The 21,953-nt window shown below is 64.6% G+C and carries 15 protein-coding genes; 6 read left to right on the top strand and 9 right to left on the bottom strand.

The genetic code is table 11. The features are described 5' to 3' along the window. The first annotated feature begins 81 nt into the window (after positions 1–81). Together AC1VVG_RS07810 and AC1VVG_RS07805 are read left to right on the top strand one after the other, a co-directional pair. The gene (locus AC1VVG_RS07810; protein WP_034190130.1) at positions 82–1,767 is read left to right on the top strand and encodes a ShlB/FhaC/HecB family hemolysin secretion/activation protein; all 1,686 of its coding nucleotides are present in this window, start codon (positions 82–84) and stop codon (positions 1,765–1,767) included. A 165-nt stretch (positions 1,768–1,932) separates the two neighbouring features. After that, positions 1,933–2,394 carry a DUF2147 domain-containing protein gene (locus AC1VVG_RS07805; protein ID WP_034190131.1) on the top strand — a complete coding sequence of 154 codons (462 nt, stop codon included), beginning with the start codon at positions 1,933–1,935 and terminating at the stop codon, positions 2,392–2,394. 103 nt (positions 2,395–2,497) lie between these two features. Here AC1VVG_RS07805 and AC1VVG_RS07800 read toward each other — a convergent pair whose 3' ends face one another. From AC1VVG_RS07800 to typA, 6 genes are all read right to left on the bottom strand, one after another. Then, positions 2,498–2,908, bottom strand: a complete 411-nt coding sequence (locus AC1VVG_RS07800; RefSeq protein WP_034190132.1) for a transposase — start codon at positions 2,906–2,908, stop codon at positions 2,498–2,500. Between the two features lie 145 nt (positions 2,909–3,053). After that, positions 3,054–4,151: a cell division protein ZapE gene (gene zapE, locus AC1VVG_RS07795; RefSeq protein ID WP_034190133.1), complete on the bottom strand. Its 1,098-nt coding sequence runs from the start codon at positions 4,149–4,151 to the stop codon at positions 3,054–3,056. A gap of 98 nt (positions 4,152–4,249) precedes the next feature. Then, positions 4,250–5,680, bottom strand: coding sequence for a dihydrolipoyl dehydrogenase (lpdA, locus tag AC1VVG_RS07790; protein WP_124608014.1), 1,431 nt, complete (start codon positions 5,678–5,680; stop codon positions 4,250–4,252). An 81-nt stretch (positions 5,681–5,761) separates the two neighbouring features. After that, positions 5,762–7,039: a 2-oxoglutarate dehydrogenase complex dihydrolipoyllysine-residue succinyltransferase gene (gene odhB / locus AC1VVG_RS07785; RefSeq protein ID WP_034190135.1), complete on the bottom strand. Its 1,278-nt coding sequence runs from the start codon at positions 7,037–7,039 to the stop codon at positions 5,762–5,764. A gap of 135 nt (positions 7,040–7,174) precedes the next feature. Then, on the bottom strand, positions 7,175–10,039 hold the full coding sequence (locus tag AC1VVG_RS07780) for a 2-oxoglutarate dehydrogenase E1 component (protein ID WP_034190136.1): 2,865 nt from the start codon (positions 10,037–10,039) through the stop codon (positions 7,175–7,177). A 317-nt stretch (positions 10,040–10,356) separates the two neighbouring features. Beyond that, positions 10,357–12,183, bottom strand: a complete 1,827-nt coding sequence (gene typA, locus AC1VVG_RS07775; RefSeq protein WP_006490690.1) for a translational GTPase TypA — start codon at positions 12,181–12,183, stop codon at positions 10,357–10,359. Positions 12,184–12,512: 329 nt separating this feature from the next. Between typA and AC1VVG_RS07770 the strand changes: the two genes are divergently transcribed. From AC1VVG_RS07770 to AC1VVG_RS07755, 4 genes are all read left to right on the top strand, one after another. Then, positions 12,513–13,004 (top strand): MarR family winged helix-turn-helix transcriptional regulator, encoded by a 492-nt coding sequence (locus AC1VVG_RS07770; protein ID WP_034190137.1) that lies wholly within the window; start codon positions 12,513–12,515, stop codon positions 13,002–13,004. 87 nt (positions 13,005–13,091) lie between these two features. Beyond that, on the top strand, positions 13,092–14,588 hold the full coding sequence (locus AC1VVG_RS07765) for an efflux transporter outer membrane subunit (protein ID WP_482835456.1): 1,497 nt from the start codon (positions 13,092–13,094) through the stop codon (positions 14,586–14,588). Between the two features lie 52 nt (positions 14,589–14,640). After that, positions 14,641–15,855, top strand: a complete 1,215-nt coding sequence (locus AC1VVG_RS07760; protein ID WP_059557830.1) for an HlyD/EmrA/EmrK family protein — start codon at positions 14,641–14,643, stop codon at positions 15,853–15,855. 28 nt (positions 15,856–15,883) lie between these two features. Further along, positions 15,884–17,443: a DHA2 family efflux MFS transporter permease subunit gene (locus AC1VVG_RS07755; protein ID WP_034190140.1), complete on the top strand. Its 1,560-nt coding sequence runs from the start codon at positions 15,884–15,886 to the stop codon at positions 17,441–17,443. 102 nt (positions 17,444–17,545) lie between these two features. Here AC1VVG_RS07755 and truB read toward each other — a convergent pair whose 3' ends face one another. The 3 genes from truB to infB form a co-directional block, all read right to left on the bottom strand. After that, positions 17,546–18,478 (bottom strand): tRNA pseudouridine(55) synthase TruB, encoded by a 933-nt coding sequence (truB, locus tag AC1VVG_RS07750; RefSeq protein ID WP_049032357.1) that lies wholly within the window; start codon positions 18,476–18,478, stop codon positions 17,546–17,548. A 13-nt stretch (positions 18,479–18,491) separates the two neighbouring features. Then, entirely contained in the window at positions 18,492–18,890 is a 399-nt protein-coding gene (rbfA, locus tag AC1VVG_RS07745; RefSeq protein ID WP_034190142.1) for a 30S ribosome-binding factor RbfA, read from the bottom strand. A gap of 114 nt (positions 18,891–19,004) precedes the next feature. Continuing rightward, entirely contained in the window at positions 19,005–21,944 is a 2,940-nt protein-coding gene (infB, locus tag AC1VVG_RS07740; protein WP_034190143.1) for a translation initiation factor IF-2, read from the bottom strand. Positions 21,945–21,953: the final 9 nt, after the last annotated feature.

The raw sequence follows: 21,953 nt of genomic DNA, 5'->3' as shown, positions 1-21,953 counted from the left end.
GCGGCACGCGGCGCGCGACACCCTGGTGTCGCGCGCCGGCATTACAAAGAAGACGAAAAGCAAGGCCTACGAGGAAGAACAATGAAATCCAGACTCGACAGATGGATGATGCTGCTCGCCGTCGCGGCGGCAAGCACGGCACATGCACAATCGCGCGTCGGCGGTAACCCGCTCGACTCCCTTCCGCAGATCAACGCACCGAAGACCGGCCCGAACGTTACCGTGCAGGTCGCGCCGCAAGCGCCGCAACTGCAGGAGCTGCTGTCACGCCACCTGACGCCGTCGACGTTTCAGGTCGAAGGCGTGAAGTCGGTGCCGTTCGAGGAAATCTCACGTCGCTTCACGCCCCTCGTCGGCAAGGACATCACGATCGGCGACCTGATCGAAACCGCGAACGGCGTGACGAAGCTGTACCAGGAGCGCGGCTACGCGCTGTCGTTCGCGTTCGTTCCCGCGCAGACGTTCGAGAACGGCGTCGTGCGCATCACGGTGGTCGAAGGCTACGTGTCGGACGTCAAGGTCACCGGCAAGCCCGGTGCGATGGAACCGAAGATCCGCGCGATCGCCGCGCACATCACCGACGATCGCCCGCTGCGCCGCGCGACGTTCGAGCGCTACGTCAACACGTTCGGCCTGCTGCCCGGCCTCACGGTGAAGGCGAACGTCCCGCCGCCGCAAACCACCGACGGCGCCACGACGCTCGAACTCGCGGTCGACCGCAAGCCGTTCAACGTCAGCACCGGCATCGACTTCAACCACCCGGGCGTCCAGGGCCTCATCACCGCGACCGAAAACGGCCTCACGCGATTCGGCGAGCAGCTGAGCATCTCGGCGCTCGCGCCGCCGGGACGCGACAAGCAGACCTACTTCGCGTTCAGCGGCGCGGTGCCCGTCGGCAGCAGCGGCCTGATCACGCGCCTCGATGCAAGTACGTATCGCGGCAAGCCGACCGACAATCCGGGGTTGCCGTCGTACGTGCAGCGTACGGTCAAGAACGAGAAGCTTGGTCTTTCGGCATCCTATCCGATCTTGTTGAATAATCAGCGCAGCCTGCTCGGCACCGTGTCGGGCTACGCATCGCACAACGAGGATCGCTACCAGAACCAGATCAACGGTGCGAGCCTCGATACGCGCTCGCAGGTCCGCGTGCTGCAGATGCAGCTCGACTACACGAGCGTCCAGCCGAAGCAGGTCCAGAAGCTGAGCGTCAACGTCGCGAAGGGTTTCAACATTCTCGGCGCGTCGAAGTCGCAGGACATCACCGTCGGCACGACGACGACCTCGGTGGACAGCCCGATTTCGCTGACCTTCGTTCGCACGGGGGCGACTTTCACGCAAACCAACGAATGGCCGTTCCGAATCGGGACGTCGGTTTCGCTGACCGGTCAATACAGTCCCGACTCGCTACCGACCTCCGAACAGATCTCGTTCGGCTCGACGCGCTACGCGCTCGGCTACCAGCCCGGCGAAACGTCGGGCGACTCGGGCTGGGGGATGTCGCTGGAGGTCAATCGCGGCTTCACGCCGGGCTGGACGTATCTGAAATCGATCACGCCGTACGTCGCCTACGACATGGCGCGCGTATACCTTCATTCGGGCACGCCGTCACCAAACCGCATGTCGTCGGTCGGCATCGGCGTGCGATTCACGGACAGCCGCTTCTACAGTCTCGACCTGAACATCGCGAAGCCGATCGGCGACGCACCCGTCGAAAGCGCGTCGCGCAGCCCGCGCATCAACGCGGCCTTCTCGTATCAGCTCAACTGATCGGACACCAAACAGCCCGCTTCATGCGGGCTGTTTCGATTAGAGTCCCCTCTATCAAACGTGGCACGCGGTTTCACGTATTCTGGCGAAGCTCGCAACATGCCCGCCCCATGCAGACGGTCGTGCGGGCGAATGAACACGACATGCAAAACAAGGAGGATGACAATGATTCAACTGACCCGCCCGTTGCGTGCAATCGCCGTTGCCGGTGCACTGCTCGCCTGCGCAGCCCCCACGTTCGCACAGGCCGACAGCCCCATCGGCATGTGGCAGACGATCGACGACAACACCCATCAGCCGAAGGCACTCGTGCAGATCGCCGAAGACGGCGACGGTGCGCTGACGGGCAAGGTCGTCAAGGGCCTCGGCGCGAACGATACGCCCGATCGCCGCTGCACCGCCTGCACGGACGAGCGCAAGGATCAGCTCATCAAGGGCATGACGATCATCAAGGCGATGAAGAAGGAAGGCGACCACTGGGACGGCGGCAACATCCTCGACCCGGAAAACGGCAAGGTCTACAAGTGCAAGATGACACTTGAAGACGGCGGCCAGAAACTCGTGGTGCGCGGTTACATCGGCGTATCGCTGCTCGGCCGGTCGCAGACGTGGGTTCGCCAGCAATAACGCAGCACGCTGCCGACTCGCGCGGCGCAATGAAAAATCGGCCTGCGACGAAGTCGTCAGGCCGATTTTCTTTGGGTGCGGGCGTGACGGAAACCGATCCGCATCACGCCGCGTGCTTCAGCGAGTCGGGCGCGTAGGCGCCCGGTGTGCGATACGCGGGTACCGCATTGCTACGCGCCTCCGCCGCCTTCGATTGCGTGTGCTTGCGCATCCGTGCGGACAATTCATTGCACAGATTCACGCCCGAATCGCCGTAGAGTTCACGCATCACGTTCAACAGCGTGCCCGTCTCGTGCCAGACCTTGAAGCGGCGATGGCAAGTTTGATACGACGGGTAACGGCGCGGTATGGCAGACCACGTTGCGCCGCTGTAGATCACCCAAAGCACGCCGTTCAGGACGGCGCGCGTATTGGCTAACGGACGACCGCGCAACTCGGTGCGCGGCTGCATTTCGGGCAGAAGCGGCGCAACGCAGCGCCACTCGTGGTCGGTCAGATCGCGATACGGTGTCATGGACATCTCCAGCCTTGGTAACCATGACACAACGATATCGGCTCACCTCAACGATGAATATAAGACAAATCCGAAAATACCCCGAGATTGCGCGAATTTGACCGGAATTGACGTTTGAATCCCGTCGATTACCCGGACGACGCAATCAGGTCAGCGACGTATCGACGATACGACGCGGCGTTTCGAGATACTCCTTCGACTGCATCTCGACGATTCGCGACACCGTGCGCGCGAATTCGTTGGCCATCGGGCCTTCGACGTACAACGCCTCCGCCGGCACCGCCGCCGACATCAGCAGCTTGACCTTGTGGTCGTACAGCACGTCGATGAGCCACGTGAAGCGTCGCGCCTCCGACGCCATCCGCGGCGACATCTGCGGCACCTCGGACAACACGATCGCATGGAAGCGGCTCGCCAGCTCGAGATAGTCGTTCTGCGATCGCGGGCCGCCGCACAGCGTCGCGAAGTCGAACCAGACGACGCCGTCCGCCTTGCGCAGCGCCTTCAGCTCGCGCTTCTCGATATGCAGGATCGGGCTTTCGTCGGGTACCGCCGCGAGCTTGCCGAACGCATGACGCAGTTCGCGATCGGCGTCCGCGCCGAGCGGCGTGTGATACATCTTCACCTGCGCGAGCGTGCGCTGGCGATAGTCGACGCCCGCGTCGACGTTCAGCACGTCGAGCTTGTCCTTGATCAGCGCGATCGCCGGCAGCATGCGGTCGCGATGCAGGCCGTCCGGATACAGGTCGTCGGGATCGTAGTTGGACGTCATCACGAACTGCACGCCGTTGTTGAACAGGCGGTCGAGCAGACGGTACAGGATCATCGCGTCCGCGATGTCCGACACGTGGAATTCGTCGAAGCAGATCAGCCGGTAGCGCTTCGCGATGCGCCGCGCGAGTTCGTCGAGCGGATCGGCCTGCCCTTTCAGTTCCTCGAGCTCGCGGTGCACTTCGCGCATGAACTCGTGGAAATGCAGGCGCGTCTTGCGCTGCACGGGCACGACGGCGTAGAAGCTGTCCATCAGGAAGCTCTTGCCGCGGCCCACCCCGCCCCACATGTAGACGCCGCGCGGGAGATCCGGGTGATTGATCAGCTTCTTGAACGCGTTCGAGCGGCGCGCCTTGTATTCGACCCACTCGTCGAAGCAACGCTGCAGGCGATCGACGGCCGCGCGCTGGGCGGGATCGGACTGATAGCCGCGCGTGGTCAGTTCGCGCGTGTAGTATTCGGTGACGTTCATCGGGCAAACCGGAAAGAACGAAGGCGAGCGGGAAACCCCGCCCGCCTTCGTCAAGAGACGGCTGCGCCGGCCGATGGCCGGCAGGCGCTACACCGTGCTCAGCTGTTCAGCGAGCGCTTGTCGACGGCGAGCGCCGCTTCGCGCATCACTTCCGACATCGACGGGTGCGGATGGCAGATGCGGGCGATGTCTTCCGACGCCGCCTTGAATTCCATCGCCACCACCGCTTCCGCGATCAGGTCCGACGCGTTCGCGCCGATCACGTGCACGCCGAGCAGCTCGTCGGTCTTCGCATCCGCGATCATCTTCACGAAACCGTCCGGCGCGTTCATGCCGAGTGCGCGGCCGTTGATCGAGAACGGGAACTTGCCCGACTTGATCTCGCGGCCTTCCGCCTTCAGCTGCTGCTCCGTCTTGCCGACCCACGCGATTTCCGGGTACGTGTAGATCACCCACGGAATGCAGTTGTAGTCGATGTGCGGCTTCTGGCCGTCGATCACTTCCGCGACCAGCACGCCTTCGTCTTCCGCCTTGTGCGCGAGCATCGGGCCGCGCACCACGTCGCCGATCGCGTACACGTTCGGCACCGCCGTACGGCAGTGGTCGTCCACGTCGATGAAGCCGCGCTCGTTCGCCTTCAGGCCGATCGCCTCGAGGCCGAGGTTGTCGGTGTTCGGCACACGGCCGACCGACACGATCAGGCGGTCGGCGTCGAGCGTCTGCGCGTTGCCGTCCTTGTCGGTGTAGGCGATCGACACGCCGTTCGCGGTCGTCTTCACTTCGCCGATCTTCACGCCGAGATGGATGTCGAGACCTTGCTTCTTGAACAGCTTGGCCGCTTCCTTCGCGAGCGCTTCGTCGGCGGCGCCGAGGAATGCCGGCAGCGCTTCGAGCACCGTCACTTCGGCACCGAGGCGACGCCACACCGAGCCGAGCTCGAGGCCGATCACGCCTGCGCCGATCACGGCGAGCTTCTTCGGCACCGAGTCGAACGTCAGCGCACCTTCGTTGTCCGACACGATCTTGTTGTCGACCGGGATGCCCGGCAGGTGACGCGCCTTCGAGCCCGTCGCGATGATCACGTTCTTCGCGGTGACGACTTCGGTTTCACCCTCGCCGCTCACTTCGATCTGCACGCCGGCGTCGGTCTTGCCGGTGAACTTGCCATGGCCCTTCAGCCAGGTGATCTTGTTCTTCTTGAACAGGAACTCGATCCCGCTCGTCATTTTCTCGACGATCGCATCCTTGCGGCCGAGCATCTTCGCGACGTCGATCTTCACGCCGTCGACCGTGATGCCGTGGTCGACCAGGTGATGCGACGCGTTCTCGAACTCTTCCGACGAGGCGAGCAGCGCCTTCGACGGAATGCAGCCGACGTTCAGGCAGGTGCCGCCGAGCTTCAGCGCGCCGGCCGGGTTCTTCCACTTCTCGATACAGGCAACGGTCTTGCCGAGCTGCGCGGCGCGAATCGCGGCGATGTAGCCGCCGGGGCCGGCGCCGATCACGACGACGTCAAATTCCTTGGACATGACAATCCTTTCTACTTGTACGCCCGCGGGTTCACGCGTGTGCGCGAACCCGCGGAGCGGGTCGATGCAGTGAGACTCGGCTTACAGGTCGAGCAGCAGGCGTGCCGGATCTTCCAGCGCATCCTTCATCGCGACGAGCGACAGCACGGCTTCGCGACCGTCGATGATGCGGTGGTCGTACGACAGTGCCAGGTAGTTGATCGGACGGATCACGATCTGGCCGTTCTCGACGACCGGACGCTCCTTCGTCGCGTGCACGCCGAGGATGGCCGACTGCGGCGGGTTGATGATCGGCGTCGACAGCATCGAGCCGAACACGCCGCCGTTCGAGATCGAGAACGTACCGCCCGTCATTTCCTCGATCGACAGCTTGCCGTCCTTCGCCTTCTGGCCGAATTCGGCGATCTTCTTTTCGATGTCGGCGAGGCTCATCTGGTCCGCGTTGCGCAGGATCGGCACCACGAGGCCACGCGGCGAGCCGACGGCGATACCGATGTCGAAGTAGCCGTGGTAGACGATGTCGTTACCGTCGATCGACGCGTTCACGAGCGGGAACTTCTTCAGCGCGTGAACAGCCGCCTTCACGAAGAACGACATGAAGCCGAGCTTCACGCCATGTTCCTTCTCGAACTTGTCCTTGTACTTGTTGCGCAGCTCCATGACCGGAGCCATGTTGACTTCGTTGAACGTCGTCAGGATCGCGTTGGTCTGCTGCGATTCGAGCAGGCGCTCGGCGATACGCGCACGCAGGCGCGACATCGGCACGCGTTGCTCCGGACGGTCGTTCAGCCAGGTCGTTGCCGACGCCGGCACCTTCACTTCCGGCAGCGACGGCTTCGCGGCAGCGGCCTTGGCCGGTGCGGCGGCCGGAGCGGCCTTCGGTGCGCTGCCTGCGGCCAGCGCGTCGCCCTTCGTGACGCGGCCGTCGCGGCCCGAACCTGCGACGTCGCCCGCCGACAGGCCCTTCTCGGCCAGCAGCTTCGATGCAGCCGGCGATGCGGCGGCCGAGCTCGATGCCGTCGCGGCGGCCGGCTGGGCTGCCGGTGCAGCCGCAGCAGGCGCGGCGGCCGGCTTGACTTCGGCGGCGCCCGCCGCTGCTTCGGCGGCACCTGCCTTCGCTTCGGTATCGATCGTCGCGATCACTTGATCGGCAACCACCGTGTCACCGTCGTTCTGCAGCACTTGCGCGAGCACGCCCGCTGCCGGTGCCGGCACTTCGAGCACGACCTTGTCGGTCTCGAGTTCGATCAGGATTTCGTCCTGTGCGACTGCTTCGCCCGGCTTCTTCTTCCACTGCAGCATGGTCGCTTCCGAAACCGACTCCGAAAGCTGGGGGACTTTGACTTCTACGATAGCCATGTGATTTTCCTGGATGCTTAATCTGGGGTATGACGAGGTTCGTGCGATTCCTTCGGCCGATGCGGCGCGCCACGCGCCCGGCAGGCCGGAAGAGACGGGAAAGCGCCGCGCGCCTTCCCGTTTCGCTTCCGTCGGTTATTTCGCGATCGATGCGCTCTTCAGGCGGCCGAAAGCACCTTCGATCAGGGCCTTCTGCTGCTCGTAGTGCTTCGCGTAGTAGCCAACCGCCGGCGAGGCCGAAGCCGGACGGCCGCTGTATGCCAGCTTCTGCCCTTCCTTCATGCCTTCCTTCAGATGGTGCTCGACGTAGAACCAGGGGCCCTGGTTCTGCGGCTCGTCCTGCACCCAGACCACTTCAGTCGCGTTCTCGTACTTCTTCATTTCGGCTTCGAACTGCTTGTGCGCGAACGGATACAGCTGCTCGATACGGATGATCGCGACGTCGTTCGCCTTCGCTTCGCGGCGATGTGCGACGAGGTCGTAATACACGCGGCCCGAGCACACCAGCACGCGCTTGACCTTCTTCGCGTCGATGCCGCCGTCGGTTTCGCCCAGCACCGGCTGGAACGAACCCTTCGCCAGTTCCGACAGGTCCGACACGGCTTCCTTGTGACGCAGCAGCGACTTCGGCGTTGCGACGATCAGCGGCTTGCGGAACAGGCGGATCATCTGGCGGCGCAGCAGGTGGAAAATCTGCGCCGGCGTCGTCGGCTGAACGACCTGCATGTTGTGATCGGCACACAGCTGCAGGAAACGCTCGATACGCGTCGACGAGTGTTCCGGACCTTGCCCTTCATAGCCGTGCGGCAGCAGCATCGTGAGGCCCGACACGCGGCCCCACTTCACTTCGCCCGACGAGATGAACTGGTCGATCACGACCTGCGCGCCGTTGACGAAGTCGCCGAACTGCGCTTCCCACAGCACGAGCGTGTTCGGCTCGGCGGTCGAGTAACCGTATTCGAAGCCCAGCACCGCTTCTTCCGACAGCACCGAGTCGATCACCGTGAACTTCGCCTGACCTTCGGCGATGTTCTGCAGCGGCACGTACGTACCGTCGTTCCAGCGCTCGCGATTCTGGTCGTGCAGCACCGCGTGACGGTGCGTGAACGTGCCGCGGCCCGAGTCCTGGCCCGTCAGGCGCACCGAGTAGCCCGATGCGACGAGCGACGCGAATGCGAGGTGTTCGCCCATGCCCCAGTCGAGCGGCTGGTCGCCACGCGCCATGTTGCGGCGGTCGTTGATCACGCGCTCGACGAGCGGGTGGACCTTGAAGTTTTCCGGGACCGTCGTGATGCGTTCGCCGAGGCGCTTCAGTTCGGCGAGCGGCACGGCCGTATCGGCAGCATCCGTCCACTTGCGGTTCAGGAACGGCACCCAGTCGACCGCGTACTTGCTCTTGTAGTTCGACAGGACCGGGTCGACCGTGTGGTGACCGTCGTCCATCGCCTTACGGTACGCCTTCACGTAGTTGTCGGCGTCTTCCGCGGTGATCACGCCCTGCTGCACGAGCTTCTCGGCGTACAGCGCACGGGTGCCCGGGTGCTGCGCGATCTTCTTGTACATCAGCGGCTGCGTGACCGCCGGCGTGTCCTGCTCGTTGTGACCCAGCTTGCGGAAGCAGACGATGTCGATCACGACATCCTTGTGGAACTGCATCCGGTAGTCGATCGCGATCTGCGTCGCGAGGATCACGGCTTCCGGATCGTCGCCGTTCACGTGCAGCACCGGCGCCTCGATCATCTTGACGACGTCGGTACAGTACAGCGTCGAGCGCGCATCGCGCGGGTCGGACGTCGTGAAGCCGATCTGGTTGTTGATGACGATGTGCAGCGTGCCGTGCGTGCCGTAGCCGCGCGTCTGCGCGAGGTTCAGCGTTTCCATCACGACGCCCTGGCCCGCGAAGGCCGCGTCGCCGTGGATCTGCACCGGCAGCACCTGCAGGCCGTCTTCGTCGCCGCGGCGGTCCATCCGCGCCTTCGCGGAACCTTCGACCACCGGGTTCACGATTTCGAGGTGCGACGGGTTGAACGCGAGCGACAGGTGGACCGGGCCGCCTTCCGTCGACACGTCCGACGAGAAGCCCTTGTGGTACTTCACGTCACCGGCCGGCAGGTCGTCGACGTGCTTGCCTTCGAATTCGGCGAACAGGTCGGCCGGCATCTTGCCCAGCGTGTTGACCAGCACGTTCAGGCGGCCGCGGTGGGCCATGCCGATGATGATTTCCTGCACGCCGCGCTTGCCCGCGTGCTGGACGACTTCGTCCATCGCCGCGATGAAGCTTTCGCCGCCTTCGAGCGAGAAGCGCTTCTGGCCGACGTACTTGGTGTGCAGGTAACGCTCGAGGCCTTCGGCGGCCGTCAGGCGATTCAGGATGTGCTTCTTCTCGTCGATCGAGAAGTTCGGCGTCGCGCGGGTCGACTCCAGGCGCTCCTGCCACCAGCGTTTCTGTTCCGGATCGCTGATGTACATGTATTCGGCGCCGATCGTGCCGCAGTACGTGTCACGCAGGCCCTTGACGATATCGCGCAGCGAAGCCTGGTCGAAACCGAAATACAGGTTGCTTGCGCTGTACGTCTGGTCGAGATCGCCTTCCGAGAAGTCGTAGAACGCGGGTTCGAGCTCGGGAATGGCGGGACGTTCGCGGCGCTTCAGGGGATCCAGATTGGCCCATTGCGAGCCAAGGAAGCGATACGCGCTGATGAGGGACTGGACGTGAACCTGCTTGCGTGCGGCAGCCAGGTTGGTGCTGCTTTCGCGCGGGATGAAGGCATTGGCCTTCGCGCGCTCGGCGAACGATTCGACGATCGGGAAGTGAGCGACGTCATTGGCATTCGAGCCGTCCGTTGCAGGCACGTTCTGCAGCGCGTCGAAATACTCTCGCCAGTTCTCCGGCACCGACGCCGGATTGTTGAGATATGCATCGTACAGTTCTTCAACGTACGAAGCATTGCCGCCGAACAGATAGGAGTTCAGCTGAAACTGCTTCATTACATCTGACATTTTACGCTCACCTTTCTTCGAGCTTCTCGAGAAATAGCGGGTTACTCAACCTTCCGCGACACGGCCTGACCGTTTAGCGGATTGCGAATCAAGTCTTGCTTGGAAGGACCTAAAACTTGCGTGCGCGCAGCATATCACAGAACCGATACCGGAGTTCACGGCGAAATGTGCCCGAAAGCACCGCGCGACGGGGTTTTGCCGGATTGCCACGACCCGGGGGAACAGTGTTTTGCAGGCAATCCGGTTGCGCGTCGCGCAGATGCGAAAAAGGCTGCCCGCGGGCAGCCTTTTTCGTGATGCAGCGAACGGTCGAACGCTTAGTCGACCGCGCCTTCGCGGCTCGCGCGGCGACGCTCGTGCTCCTTCAGGAAGCGCTTGCGCAGGCGGATCGACTGCGGCGTCACTTCCACGAGTTCGTCGTCGTCGATGAATTCGACCGCGTACTCGAGCGACATCTGGACCGGCGGCACGAGACGCACGGCTTCGTCGGTACCCGACGCACGCACGTTGGTCAGCTGCTTGCCCTTGATCGGGTTCACGACGAGGTCGTTGTCGCGGCTGTGGATGCCGATGATCATGCCCTCATACAGCGCGTCGCCCGGCTTCACGAACATGCGGCCGCGATCCTGCAGCTTCCACAGTGCGTAGGCCACGGCCGCGCCGTCGTCCTGCGAGATCAGCACGCCGTTGCGGCGCTCGAAGACCGAGCCGTCCTTGACCGGTGCGTACGAATCGAAGATGTGGCTCATCAGCCCCGTGCCGCGCGTGAGCGTCAGGAATTCGCTCTGGAAGCCGATCAGGCCACGTGCCGAGATCTTGTATTCCAGACGCGTGCGGCCGCGGCCGTCCGACGCCATGTCGAGCATTTCGCCCTTGCGGCGGCCGAGTTCTTCCATCACGCCGCCCTGGTGTTCGTCCTCGACGTCGACCGTCAGCAGCTCGTACGGCTCGTGACGCACGCCGTCGATTTCCTGCATCACGACGCGCGGACGCGACACGGCCAGCTCGTAGCCTTCGCGGCGCATGTTCTCGACGAGAATGGTCAGGTGCAGCTCGCCGCGGCCCGACACTTCGAACACCGTTTCGTCGCCCGTGTCCTTCACGCGCAGCGCGACGTTGTGGTTCAGCTCCTTCATCAGGCGGTCGCGGATCTGGCGGCTCGTCACGAACTTGCCTTCGCGGCCCGCGAGCGGCGACGAGTTGACGAGGAAGTTCATCGTCAGCGTCGGTTCGTCGACGGTGATCATCGGCAACGCTTCCGGCGTGTCGACCGCGCAGATCGTCGCGCCGATGCCGACGTCTTCAATACCGTTGATCAGCACGATGTCGCCCGCTTCGGCCGATTCGACCTGCACGCGCTCAAGGCCCTTGAACGACAGCACCTGGTTGATCTTGCGGTTCAGCACGTCGCCTTCCGGGCCGAAGCGCATCACGACCGGCTGACCCGGCTTGATGCGGCCGCGCGTGATGCGGCCGACGCCGATCCGGCCGACGTACGTCGAATAGTCGAGCGACGTGATCTGGAGCTGCAGCGGCGCTTCCGGATCGGCCGGGCGAACCGGCACGTGCTCGAGGATCGCCTCGAACAGCGGGCGCATGTCGCCTTCGCGCGCGGCCGGGTCGAGCGACGCGTAGCCGTTCAGGCCCGACGCGTAGACGATCGGGAAGTCGAGCTGCTCCTCGGTCGCGCCGAGCTTGTCGAACAGGTCGAAGGTCTGGTTGATCACCCAGTCGATGCGCGCGCCCGGGCGGTCGATCTTGTTGACGACGACGATCGGCTTCAGGCCGAGCGCAAGCGCCTTCTTCGTGACGAAGCGGGTCTGCGGCATCGGGCCTTCGACCGCGTCGACCAGCAGCAGCACCGAGTCGACCATCGACAGCACGCGCTCGACTTCACCGCCGAAGTCCGCGTGGCCCGGGGTGTCGACGATGTTGACGTGCGTGCCTTCGTATTCGACCGCGCAGTTCTTCGCGAGAATCGTGATCCCGCGCTCCTTTTCGATGTCGTTCGAGTCCATCACACGCTCGGCGACTTGCTGGTTGTCGCGGAAGGTGCCGGACTGGCGAAGCAGTTGGTCGACGAGCGTCGTCTTGCCGTGGTCGACGTGAGCGATGATGGCGATATTGCGAAGGGCGCGGGTCATAGAAACCTGGAAATCGTTTGAACGCGCAAACGCGCCCGCTCGTTTTCACGGGCGCGCGCTGTTGCAGCTTGGAAAGCCTAACATTATAGCACGCGAGAATGTCGAGAGCTGACGGACACGTCGCGACGCGACAAAACCGGGCCCGCCAGCCCTGCCCGTGAACCGGCGAAGCGATCGAATGCGCCGTCGCCCGGCACACCGCAAAACCTTGTCCCCGAGAGGGATTTTCGCACCGCGCAGCGCGCCCTTTGCCGTTCGATTAACATTTGCCGCGGCAAGCAATTGTGCCTATACTGCTGCCTAGTCAACTATTGCAGCTTCAGGGTTTTATGCCGGATTCCTCTACCCAACCACCCGTCTCGTCGCTGTCCTCGTATCAGATGAACGACAGCGTCGGTTATCTGATGTCGCGCGTGAAGTCGGTGATGACCAACCTCGTCACGCAACGCACGCAGGAAGAGCTCGGCATCACGGGCACGCAGGCGAGCATGCTGTTCATGATCGCGGTCGGCAGGTGTTCGACGGCCGCCGAGCTCGCGCGCGAATACGGGATCGATGCGAGCGCGGTCACGCGCCTGCTCGACCGGGTCGAGAAACGCGGCCTGCTGTCCCGCGTGCGCAGCATCGAGGACCGGCGCGTCGTCCGCCTCGAACTGACCGATGAAGGCCGCGCGCTCGCCGAACAGCTGCCGCCCATTTTCCGCAGCGTGCTCGATCAGGTGCTGGACGGATTTACGCCGGAAGAAGTCGGGTTCCTGAAGAGCATGCTGCGCCGCATTCTCAGCAACTATTGCGAGACGGCCGGCGGCAGCATCACGTAATAGTTGCCATAACAATTACTTTTGACAGTTTATTGTAAGGAAATCCTTGCAGTGTCCATCATTCATTCCGAGTCAGGGGTCAGCGCGATGAAGTCCTCCCCGTTGTCCGTGCGCGGCGGGTCGTGTCGCGCCGCCGTCGCCGCCGCGGTCGCCGCATTCGCACTGGCGGGCTGCGCAAACTACATCGGCATCAAGAGCGACAAGCAGATCGCCCCCGCATCGCAATTCGAGTCCGCGCAGAGCCTCCCGGCCCAGGGCGGCCAGTGGCCGGCGCTCGACTGGGCCAGCCAGTTCGGCGATCCGCAACTGCCGAAGCTGATCGACGAAGCGCTGCAAGGCAATCCGTCGATCGCCCAGGCGCAGGCGCGCATCGCGAAGGCATCGTCGTACATCGAATCGTCGCGATCGAACCTGATGCCGAAGGCCGAAGCCAGCTATTCGTGGACGCGCGAGCTGTACTCGTCGAACGCGCTGTTCCCGCCCCCGTACGGCGGCCAGTGGTACAGCGAGAACAATGCGCTCGCGAGCGCGTCGTGGGAACTCGACCTGTGGGGCAAGAACCGCGAACGCCTGCACACGGCCGTGTCGCAGGAAAAGGCCGCCGAAGCCGACATGCAGCAGGCGCGCATCACGCTCGCGTCGTCGGTCGCGCGCACCTACAACTCGCTCGCGCAGCTCTATGCGCTGCGCGACATCGCGCAGCGCGAGATCACCAACCGCGAGACGGTGGGCAAGATCACCGACGGCCGCGTCTCGGCCGGCCTCGACACCAACGTCGAACGCCAGACGGCGCGCGGCAACATCGCGACCACGCAGGCTTCGCTGTCGGACCTCGACGGCCAGATCACGACGGTGCGCTACCAGCTCGCCGCGCTGCTCGGCAAGGGTCCGGATCGCGGGCTGCAGATCGCCGCGCCGGTGATGAACCCGACCGGCGACGTCACGCTGCCCGGCAACCTGCCGGCCGATCTCGTGTCGCGCCGCCCCGACATCGTCGCCGCGCGCTGGCAGGTCGAAGCCGCGATGCACGACGTGAAGGAAGCGAAGGCCGAGTTCTATCCCGACGTGAACCTCGCGGCCGGTTTCGGCTTCGATGCGTTCGGCTGGGGCAAATTCCTGAACTTCGCGAGCCGCCAGGCGCAGTTCGGCCCGGCGATCCACCTGCCGATCTTCGATGCCGGCGCGCTGCGCGCCCAGCTCAAGGGCCGCTACGCCGACTTCGACCTGTCGGTCGCGAACTACAACCAGACGCTGATCAGCGCGCTGAACGACGTCGCGACGCAGGTCGCGTCGATCCGCGCGATCGATCGCCAGATGGGCGACGCCCAACGCGCGCTCGACGCATCGACGCGCGCGTACGATCTCGCGGTCATCCGCTACAAGGCCGGCCTGTCGCCGCAACTGCAGGTGCTGACGGCGGACAGCAACCGCCTCGCATCGGAGCAGACGGTGACCAACCTGAAGATGCGTCGCCGCGACATGCAGCTCGCGCTGATCAAGGCACTGGGCGGCGGGTTCGACGCAACCGGCACACCGCTCGCCGCGCCCGACGCCGCCACGCCGAACAAACAGGCCGCCAACTGAGCCGGCGCCACCACTACGCAGACACTCGAAATAACGGACGGAGAAAATCGCCATGAGCGACCAACAAAACGCCGCCAGCGCGCAGCCGCAGAACAACGGCAAGCGCAAACGAATGATGACGCTGCTCGTCGCGGTCATCGTGATCGCGGCCATCGCATACGGCCTGTACTACTTCCTCGTCGCCCGCTTCCATGAAGGCACCGACGATGCGTACGTGAACGGCAACGTCGTGCAGATCACGCCGCAGGTCACCGGCACCGTGATCGCCGTGAAGGCGGACGATACGCAGACGGTCAAGTCCGGCGACCCGCTGGTCGTGCTCGACCCGGCCGATTCGCAGGTCGCGCTGCAGCAGGCGGAAGCAAACCTTGCGCAGACGGTGCGCCAGGTGCGCGGCCTGTTCGTCAACGACGACCAGTACCGCGCGCAAGTCGCGCTGCGCCAGTCCGACCTGTCGAAGGCCCAGGACGACCTGCGTCGCCGCCTGGCTGTCGCACAGACGGGCGCCGTGTCGCAGGAAGAAATCTCGCACGCACGCGACGCGGTGAAGGCCGCGCAGGCGTCGGTCGACGCCGCGCAGCAGCAACTCGCATCGAATCGCGCGCTGACCGCGAACACGACGATCGCCTCGCACCCGAACGTGATGGCCGCCGCCGCGAAGGTTCGCGACGCCTACCTCGCGAACGCGCGTAACGTGCTGCCGGCGCCGGTCACCGGCTACGTCGCGAAGCGCTCGGTGCAGGTCGGCCAGCGCGTGTCGCCGGGCACGCCGCTGATGTCGGTGGTGCCGCTGAACGCCGTGTGGGTCGACGCGAACTTCAAGGAAGTCCAGCTGAAGCACATGCGGATCGGCCAGCCGGTCGAGATGACGGCCGACATCTACGGCTCGTCGGTCACCTACCACGGCAAGGTCGTCGGCTTCTCGGCCGGTACGGGCTCGGCGTTCTCGCTGCTGCCGGCGCAGAACGCGACCGGCAACTGGATCAAGGTCGTCCAGCGCCTGCCGGTGCGGATCGAACTCGACCCGAAGGATCTCGACAAGCATCCGCTGCGCATCGGCCTGTCGATGCAGGTCGACGTGGACATCAAGGACGAACGCGGCGACCAGCTCGTCAACGCGCCGAACACCGTCTACGAGACCAACGTGTTCGCGAAGTACGGCGACGAAGCCGATGCCGAAATCGCACGCATCATCGCCGAGAACGCAGGCGGCAGCGCGTCGGCGCCCGTCGCGGCGAAGTCAGGCAGCGCCGCGAAAATGATGTAACCGTTCCGACTCCGGAAAGACAACCCACATGGCACAGGCTCCTGTCTCCCATCCGCCCCTGCAAGGCGGACAACTCCTGCTCGGGACGATCGCGGTATCGCTCGCGGTGTTCATGAACGTGCTCGACACGTCCATCGCGAACGTCGCGATCCCGACCATCTCGGGCGACCTCGGCGTGTCGTCCGACCAGGGCACGTGGGTCATCACGTCGTTCGCGGTCGCGAACGCAATCTCGGTGCCGCTGACCGGCTGGCTGACCGACCGTTTCGGGCAAGTCCGCCTGTTCCTCGTGTCGATCATCCTGTTCGTCATCTCGTCGTGGATGTGCGGGCTGGCGCCGAGCCTGCCATTCCTGCTCGCGTCGCGCGTGCTCCAGGGTGCCGTCGCGGGCCCGATGATTCCGCTGTCGCAAGCGCTCCTGCTATCGAGCTATCCGCGCGCGAAGGCGCCAATGGCGCTCGCACTATGGGCGATGACGACGCTGATCGCCCCCGTCGCGGGCCCCATTCTCGGCGGCTGGATCTCGGACAACTATTCGTGGCCGTGGATCTTCTACGTCAACATCCCGGTTGGCATCGCCGCCGCCGCCGCGACGTGGGTGATCTACCGGAGTCGGGAGTCGGCCGTGCGCCGTGCGCCGATCGACGGCGTGGGCCTCGCGCTGCTGGTCGTGTGGGTCGGCTCGCTGCAGATCATGCTCGACAAGGGCAAGGATCTGGACTGGTTCGCGTCGACGACGATCGTCGTGCTCGCGCTGACCGCTGTCATTGCTTTCGCGTTCTTCGTGATCTGGGAGCTGACCGCCGAGCACCCGGTCGTCGACCTGTCGCTGTTCCGTATAAGAAACTTCACCGGCGGCACGGTCGCGCTGTCGATCGGGTACGGCCTGTACTTCGGCAATCTCGTGCTGCTGCCGCTGTGGCTGCAGACGCAAATCGGCTACACCGCGACCGACGCCGGCCTCGTGATGGCGCCGGTCGGGTTGTTCGCCATCCTGTTGTCGCCACTCACCGGGAAGTATCTGCCGCGCACCGATCCGCGCTTCATCTCGACGGCGTCATTCCTCACGTTCGCGCTGTGCTTCTGGATGCGTTCGCGCTACACGACGGGCGTCGACGAGTGGTCGCTGACACTGCCGACGCTCGTGCAGGGGATCGCGATGGCCGGCTTCTTCATCCCGCTCGTGTCGATCACGCTGTCCGGCCTGCCGGGCCACCGCATTCCCGCGGCGTCCGGCCTGTCGAACTTCGTGCGGATCATGTGCGGCGGCATCGGTACGTCGATCTTCCAGACCGCATGGGATCATCGGAACAACTTCCACCACGCGCAACTGGTCGAGCAGGCGAACCCGTACAACCCGACGTTCAACCAGGCCGTCACTCAGATGGGCAATCTCGGGCTCACGCCCGAGCAGGCACACGGCCTGATCAACAACATGGCCACGCAGCAGGCTGCGCAGCTCGGCGTGAATGATCTGTTCTACATTTCGGCCGCGATCTTCGTGCTGCTGATCGGACTGATCTGGATCACGAAGCCCGAACGCGCGGGCGGCGGCGATGCCGGGGCGGCCGCATCGGCGGCGCACTGAACGCCCAAGCGGGAATACCGACGCACCAAACAAAAAGCCCGGTCGTTTCGACCGGGCTTTTTCTTGTTCGGACGCCGACTGCGGCGCACGCGCGCCGTAGCGTCATGCAGCCGTCACGACGAGCCGTTCCGGTGCCAGTACACCATTCGCCTTGCGCGCCACGCCGAGCAGCCGCGTGGCGTCGTATACACGCACGCGCTCGCCGTCGGCCGCCTCGATCGGCCCGAGCGCCGACAACGGCAGGCGCTGGCCGTGCAGGAACCGCTTCGCGGACGCATCGTCGAGACGAACCGCCGGAAACGTCGACAGCAACGCATCGACCGGCTGGAGCCAGGCATCGCGTGCCGCTTCGGCTGCATCCGACAGCGCATCGAGCGTCACCGCATGTTCGAGCGTCAACGCACCGACGCCCGTACGACGCAGCATCGTCAGATGCGCCCCGCAACCGAGCGCCTCGCCGATGTCTTCCGCGAGCGTACGCACATACGTGCCCTTGCTGCAGGTCACGCGAAACGTCACGTCGGGCAGCTCGCAAGCGAGCAGTTCGAGCGCATGAATCGTCACGTTACGGCCTTCCCGCTCGACGGTCTGGCCCGCACGCGCGTATTCGTACAGCGGCTTGCCGTCGCGCTTGAGCGCCGAATACATCGGCGGCACCTGCACGATCTCGCCGGTGAAGCGCACGAGCGCGGCTTCCACCGCCGCCCGGTCGCATTCGACCGGCCGCGTGTCGATCACGTCGCCTTCCGCATCGCCGGTAGCCGTGCGCTGGCCAAGACGCATCGTCGCTTCGTAGGTCTTGTCGGCCTCGAGCAAGTCCTGCGAAAACTTGGTCGCCTCGCCGAAACACAGCGGCAGCAGGCCCGAAGCCAGCGGATCGAGCGTGCCGGTGTGGCCGGCTTTCTTCGCGAGGAGCAGGCGCTTCGCGCGAATCAGCGCATCGTTGCTCGACAGGCCGACCGGCTTGTCAAGCAGGAGGACGCCATCCAGCACGCGCCGGGGCACGCGCGGACGTTGGGGTGCTGCATTCGTCATAGGCCGGTCGAACTCAGTCGTCCTTCGCGGGTGCGTCGGCCTCGTCGTCGTCCTTCGCGCGCGTCGAGTTCGCTTCCTTGATCAGGCGCGACATTTCGACGGCCTTCTCGATCGTCTGGTCGTAATGGAAATGCAGCGTCGGCACCGTATGAATGTGCAGGCGCTTGAACAGCAGGTTGTGCAGGTGACCCGACGCGTGATTCAGCGCCTCCTGCGTCTTTTCCGGGTCACCGGTAAGCGCGGTGAAGTAGACCTTCGCGTGCGCGTAGTCCGGCGTGAGCTCCACGCTCTGGATGGTCACGATGCCGATACGCGGGTCTTTGACCTCGCGCATGATGAGTTCGGACAGGTCGCGCTGAATCTGGTCGGCGATCTGAACGTTGCGATTGGGGGAAGTGCGTTTCCTGGACATGATCGATCCGTGATCCGTTTTTCAGGATGAAGTGGCGGCCCTTGTCGGCACGCCACCATGAAAATGGGCGGGACAGGCCCAAGCCTGCCCCGCCCATGAGCCGATGCGCGACGATTACAGCGTACGCGCGACTTCGGTCACTTCGAAGACTTCGAACTGGTCGCCTTCGATGACGTCGTTGAAGTTCTTCACCGACATACCGCACTCGAAGCCTTGCTTCACTTCCTTCACGTCGTCCTTGAAGCGCTTCAGCGATTCGAGTTCGCCCGTGAAGATCACGACGTTGTTGCGCAGCACACGTACCGACGACGAGCGCTTGACGATACCGTCCGTGACCATACAGCCAGCAACCGTACCGACCTTCGGCACCTTGAAGACCTGACGGACTTCGACCATGCCGGTGATGACTTCGCGCTTCTCCGGTGCCAGCATGCCCGACATCGCCGCCTTCACCTCATCCACTGCGTCGTAGATGATGTTGTAGTAGCGGATGTCGATGCCGTTCGCCTCGGCCAGCTTGCGCGCCTGTGCATCCGCACGCGTGTTGAAGCCGATGATGACCGCCTTCGATGCCGTCGCGAGGTTGACGTCGTTTTCGCTGATGCCGCCCACCGCGCTGTGCACGATCTGCACGCGCACTTCGTCGGTCGACAGCTTGAGCAGCGACTGCACGAGCGCTTCCTGCGAACCCTGCACGTCTGCCTTGATGATGAGCGGCAGGTTCTGCACTTCGCCTTCGCCCATCTGCTCGAGCATGCTTTCCAGCTTCGCGGCCTGCTGCTTCGCAAGCTTCACGTCGCGGAACTTGCCCTGACGGAACAGCGCGATTTCACGCGCCTTGCGCTCGTCCGGCAGCACGATCACTTCCTCGCCCGCGCCCGGCACTTCCGACAGACCCTGGATTTCGACCGGGATCGAAGGGCCGGCTTCCTTCGTCGGCTTGCCGTTCTCGTCGAGCATCGCGCGAACCCGGCCGTAAGCCGTACCGGCCAGCACGATGTCGCCGCGGTTCAGCGTACCGGACTGCACGAGGATCGTCGCTACCGGGCCTTTACCCTTGTCGAGCTTCGCTTCGATCACGATGCCCTTGGCCGGTGCTTCGACCGGTGCCTTCAGTTCCAGCACTTCGGCCTGCAGCAGCACGTTCTCGAGCAGATCGTCGATGCCCGCGCCCGTCTTGGCCGACACCGGCACGAACGGCGAATCGCCACCGTACTCTTCCGGCACGACGCCTTCCGCGACCAGTTCCTGCTTGACGCGATCGGGGTTCGCTTCCGGCTTGTCGATCTTGTTGATCGCGACGACGATCGGCACGCCACCCGCCTTCGCGTGGGCGATTGCTTCCTTCGTCTGCGGCATCACGCCGTCGTCGGCCGCCACCACCAGCACCACGATGTCGGTCGCCTTCGCGCCGCGTGCACGCATTGCCGTGAACGCTTCGTGACCCGGCGTATCGAGGAACGTGATGACGCCGCGCGGCGTATCGACGTGATACGCGCCGATGTGCTGCGTAATGCCGCCCGCTTCGCCAGCGGCAACCTTCGCGCGGCGAATGTGGTCGAGCAGCGAGGTCTTGCCGTGGTCGACGTGACCCATGACCGTGACGACCGGCGGACGCGGCAGTTGCTCCGCATCGGTACCGGTTTCGCCTTCGACCAGCAGCGCTTCCGGATCGTCCAGCTTCGCGGCAACCGCGCGGTGGCCCAGTTCCTCGACGATGATCATCGCCGTTTCCTGGTCCAGCACCTGGTTGATCGTGACCATCTGGCCCATCTTCATCATCACCTTGATGACTTCGGAGGCCTTGATCGACATCTTGTGCGCGAGATCGGCAACCGACACGGTCTCCGGCACGTGCACTTCGCGAACGATCGGTTCGGTCGGCGCCTGGAACGACGATGCGCTGTCCTGGTGACGGCCGCGCCCCTTCGGGCCGCCGCGCCAGCCGCGGTCGACGCCGCCGCTCGAATCGCCGCGCGTCTTGATGCCGCGACGCTTCGCCGCGTCGTCCTGCCAGCCGCCCTTGCCTGCGCCCGGCTTCTTGTTGCGGTCGCCCGCGCCTGCCGGCGCCTGCGTCGTGGCCGGGGCCGCGGCACCAGCCGGCTTCTTCACGGCCGGACGTGCCTGCGCACCTTCCGGCTTCGCCGGCTTGTGCAGCGTGCCCTTCGCTTCGGCCGGCTTCGGCGGCTCGACCGGCTTCGGCGGCTCGACTGCCTTGACCACGGCCTTGCGCGGCGTGTTCATCATTTCGCGGATCGCGCGTGCCTCGGCTTCTGCCGCCGCGCGACGCTTGCTGATCTCTTCCTGCTCGGCGCGCGCCTTGTCCGCCGCCTCGCGGGCTGCGTCCTCGGCCTTCTTGGCCGCTTCGCGCTGGGCCGCACGTTCGGCGGCCGCGCGCGCTTCGTCCTGCGCGGACTGCTCGGATTGCGCGGACTCCACGCTGGCCGTTTTCTGCTCGGCCGCGGCGGCCTGCTGCGCTGCCACCTGCTGCTGCGCCGCAGCGGCTTCGGCCGCGGCACGCTTCGCCGCAGCTTCTTCCTCGGCGCGACGGCGCTCGGCTTCAGCCGCTTCCTCGCGGGCGCGGCGTTCCGCCTCTTCACGCTCCAGGCGTTCCTGGCGCTCGCGCAGTTCCTGCGCCTGCTTCTCGAGCAGCTCGGCCTCGCGGCGCGCTTCTTCCTCGCGACGCTTCAGTTCCGCATCGTCGTCCGCTTCGGCGACCTGCGCCTGACCCTGTTCCGCACCCTCGTTCACGTCGTCGCGCTTGACGAACGTGCGCTTCTTGCGGACCTCGACCTGAATGGTGCGAGCCTTGCCCGTCGCGTCAGATTGCTTGATCTCCGACGTATGCTTGCGGGTCAGCGTGATCTTGCGCTTGTCGCCGTCGGTTGCGCCGTGCGACTTGCGCAAATGATCGAGCAGACGCGCCTTGTCCGCTTCGGACAGCGCATCGTCTTCACTCGCTTTCTGGACGCCCGCTGCCTGCAGCTGTTCGAGCAGCACACCAGCAGGCATTTTCAGTTCCGCGGCAAATTGGGCTACGTTGTTACTCGCCATTCATTCCTC

The organism is Burkholderia sp. L-4 (assembly GCF_056856535.1).
This window is presented reverse-complemented; position numbering and strand designations above follow the sequence as displayed.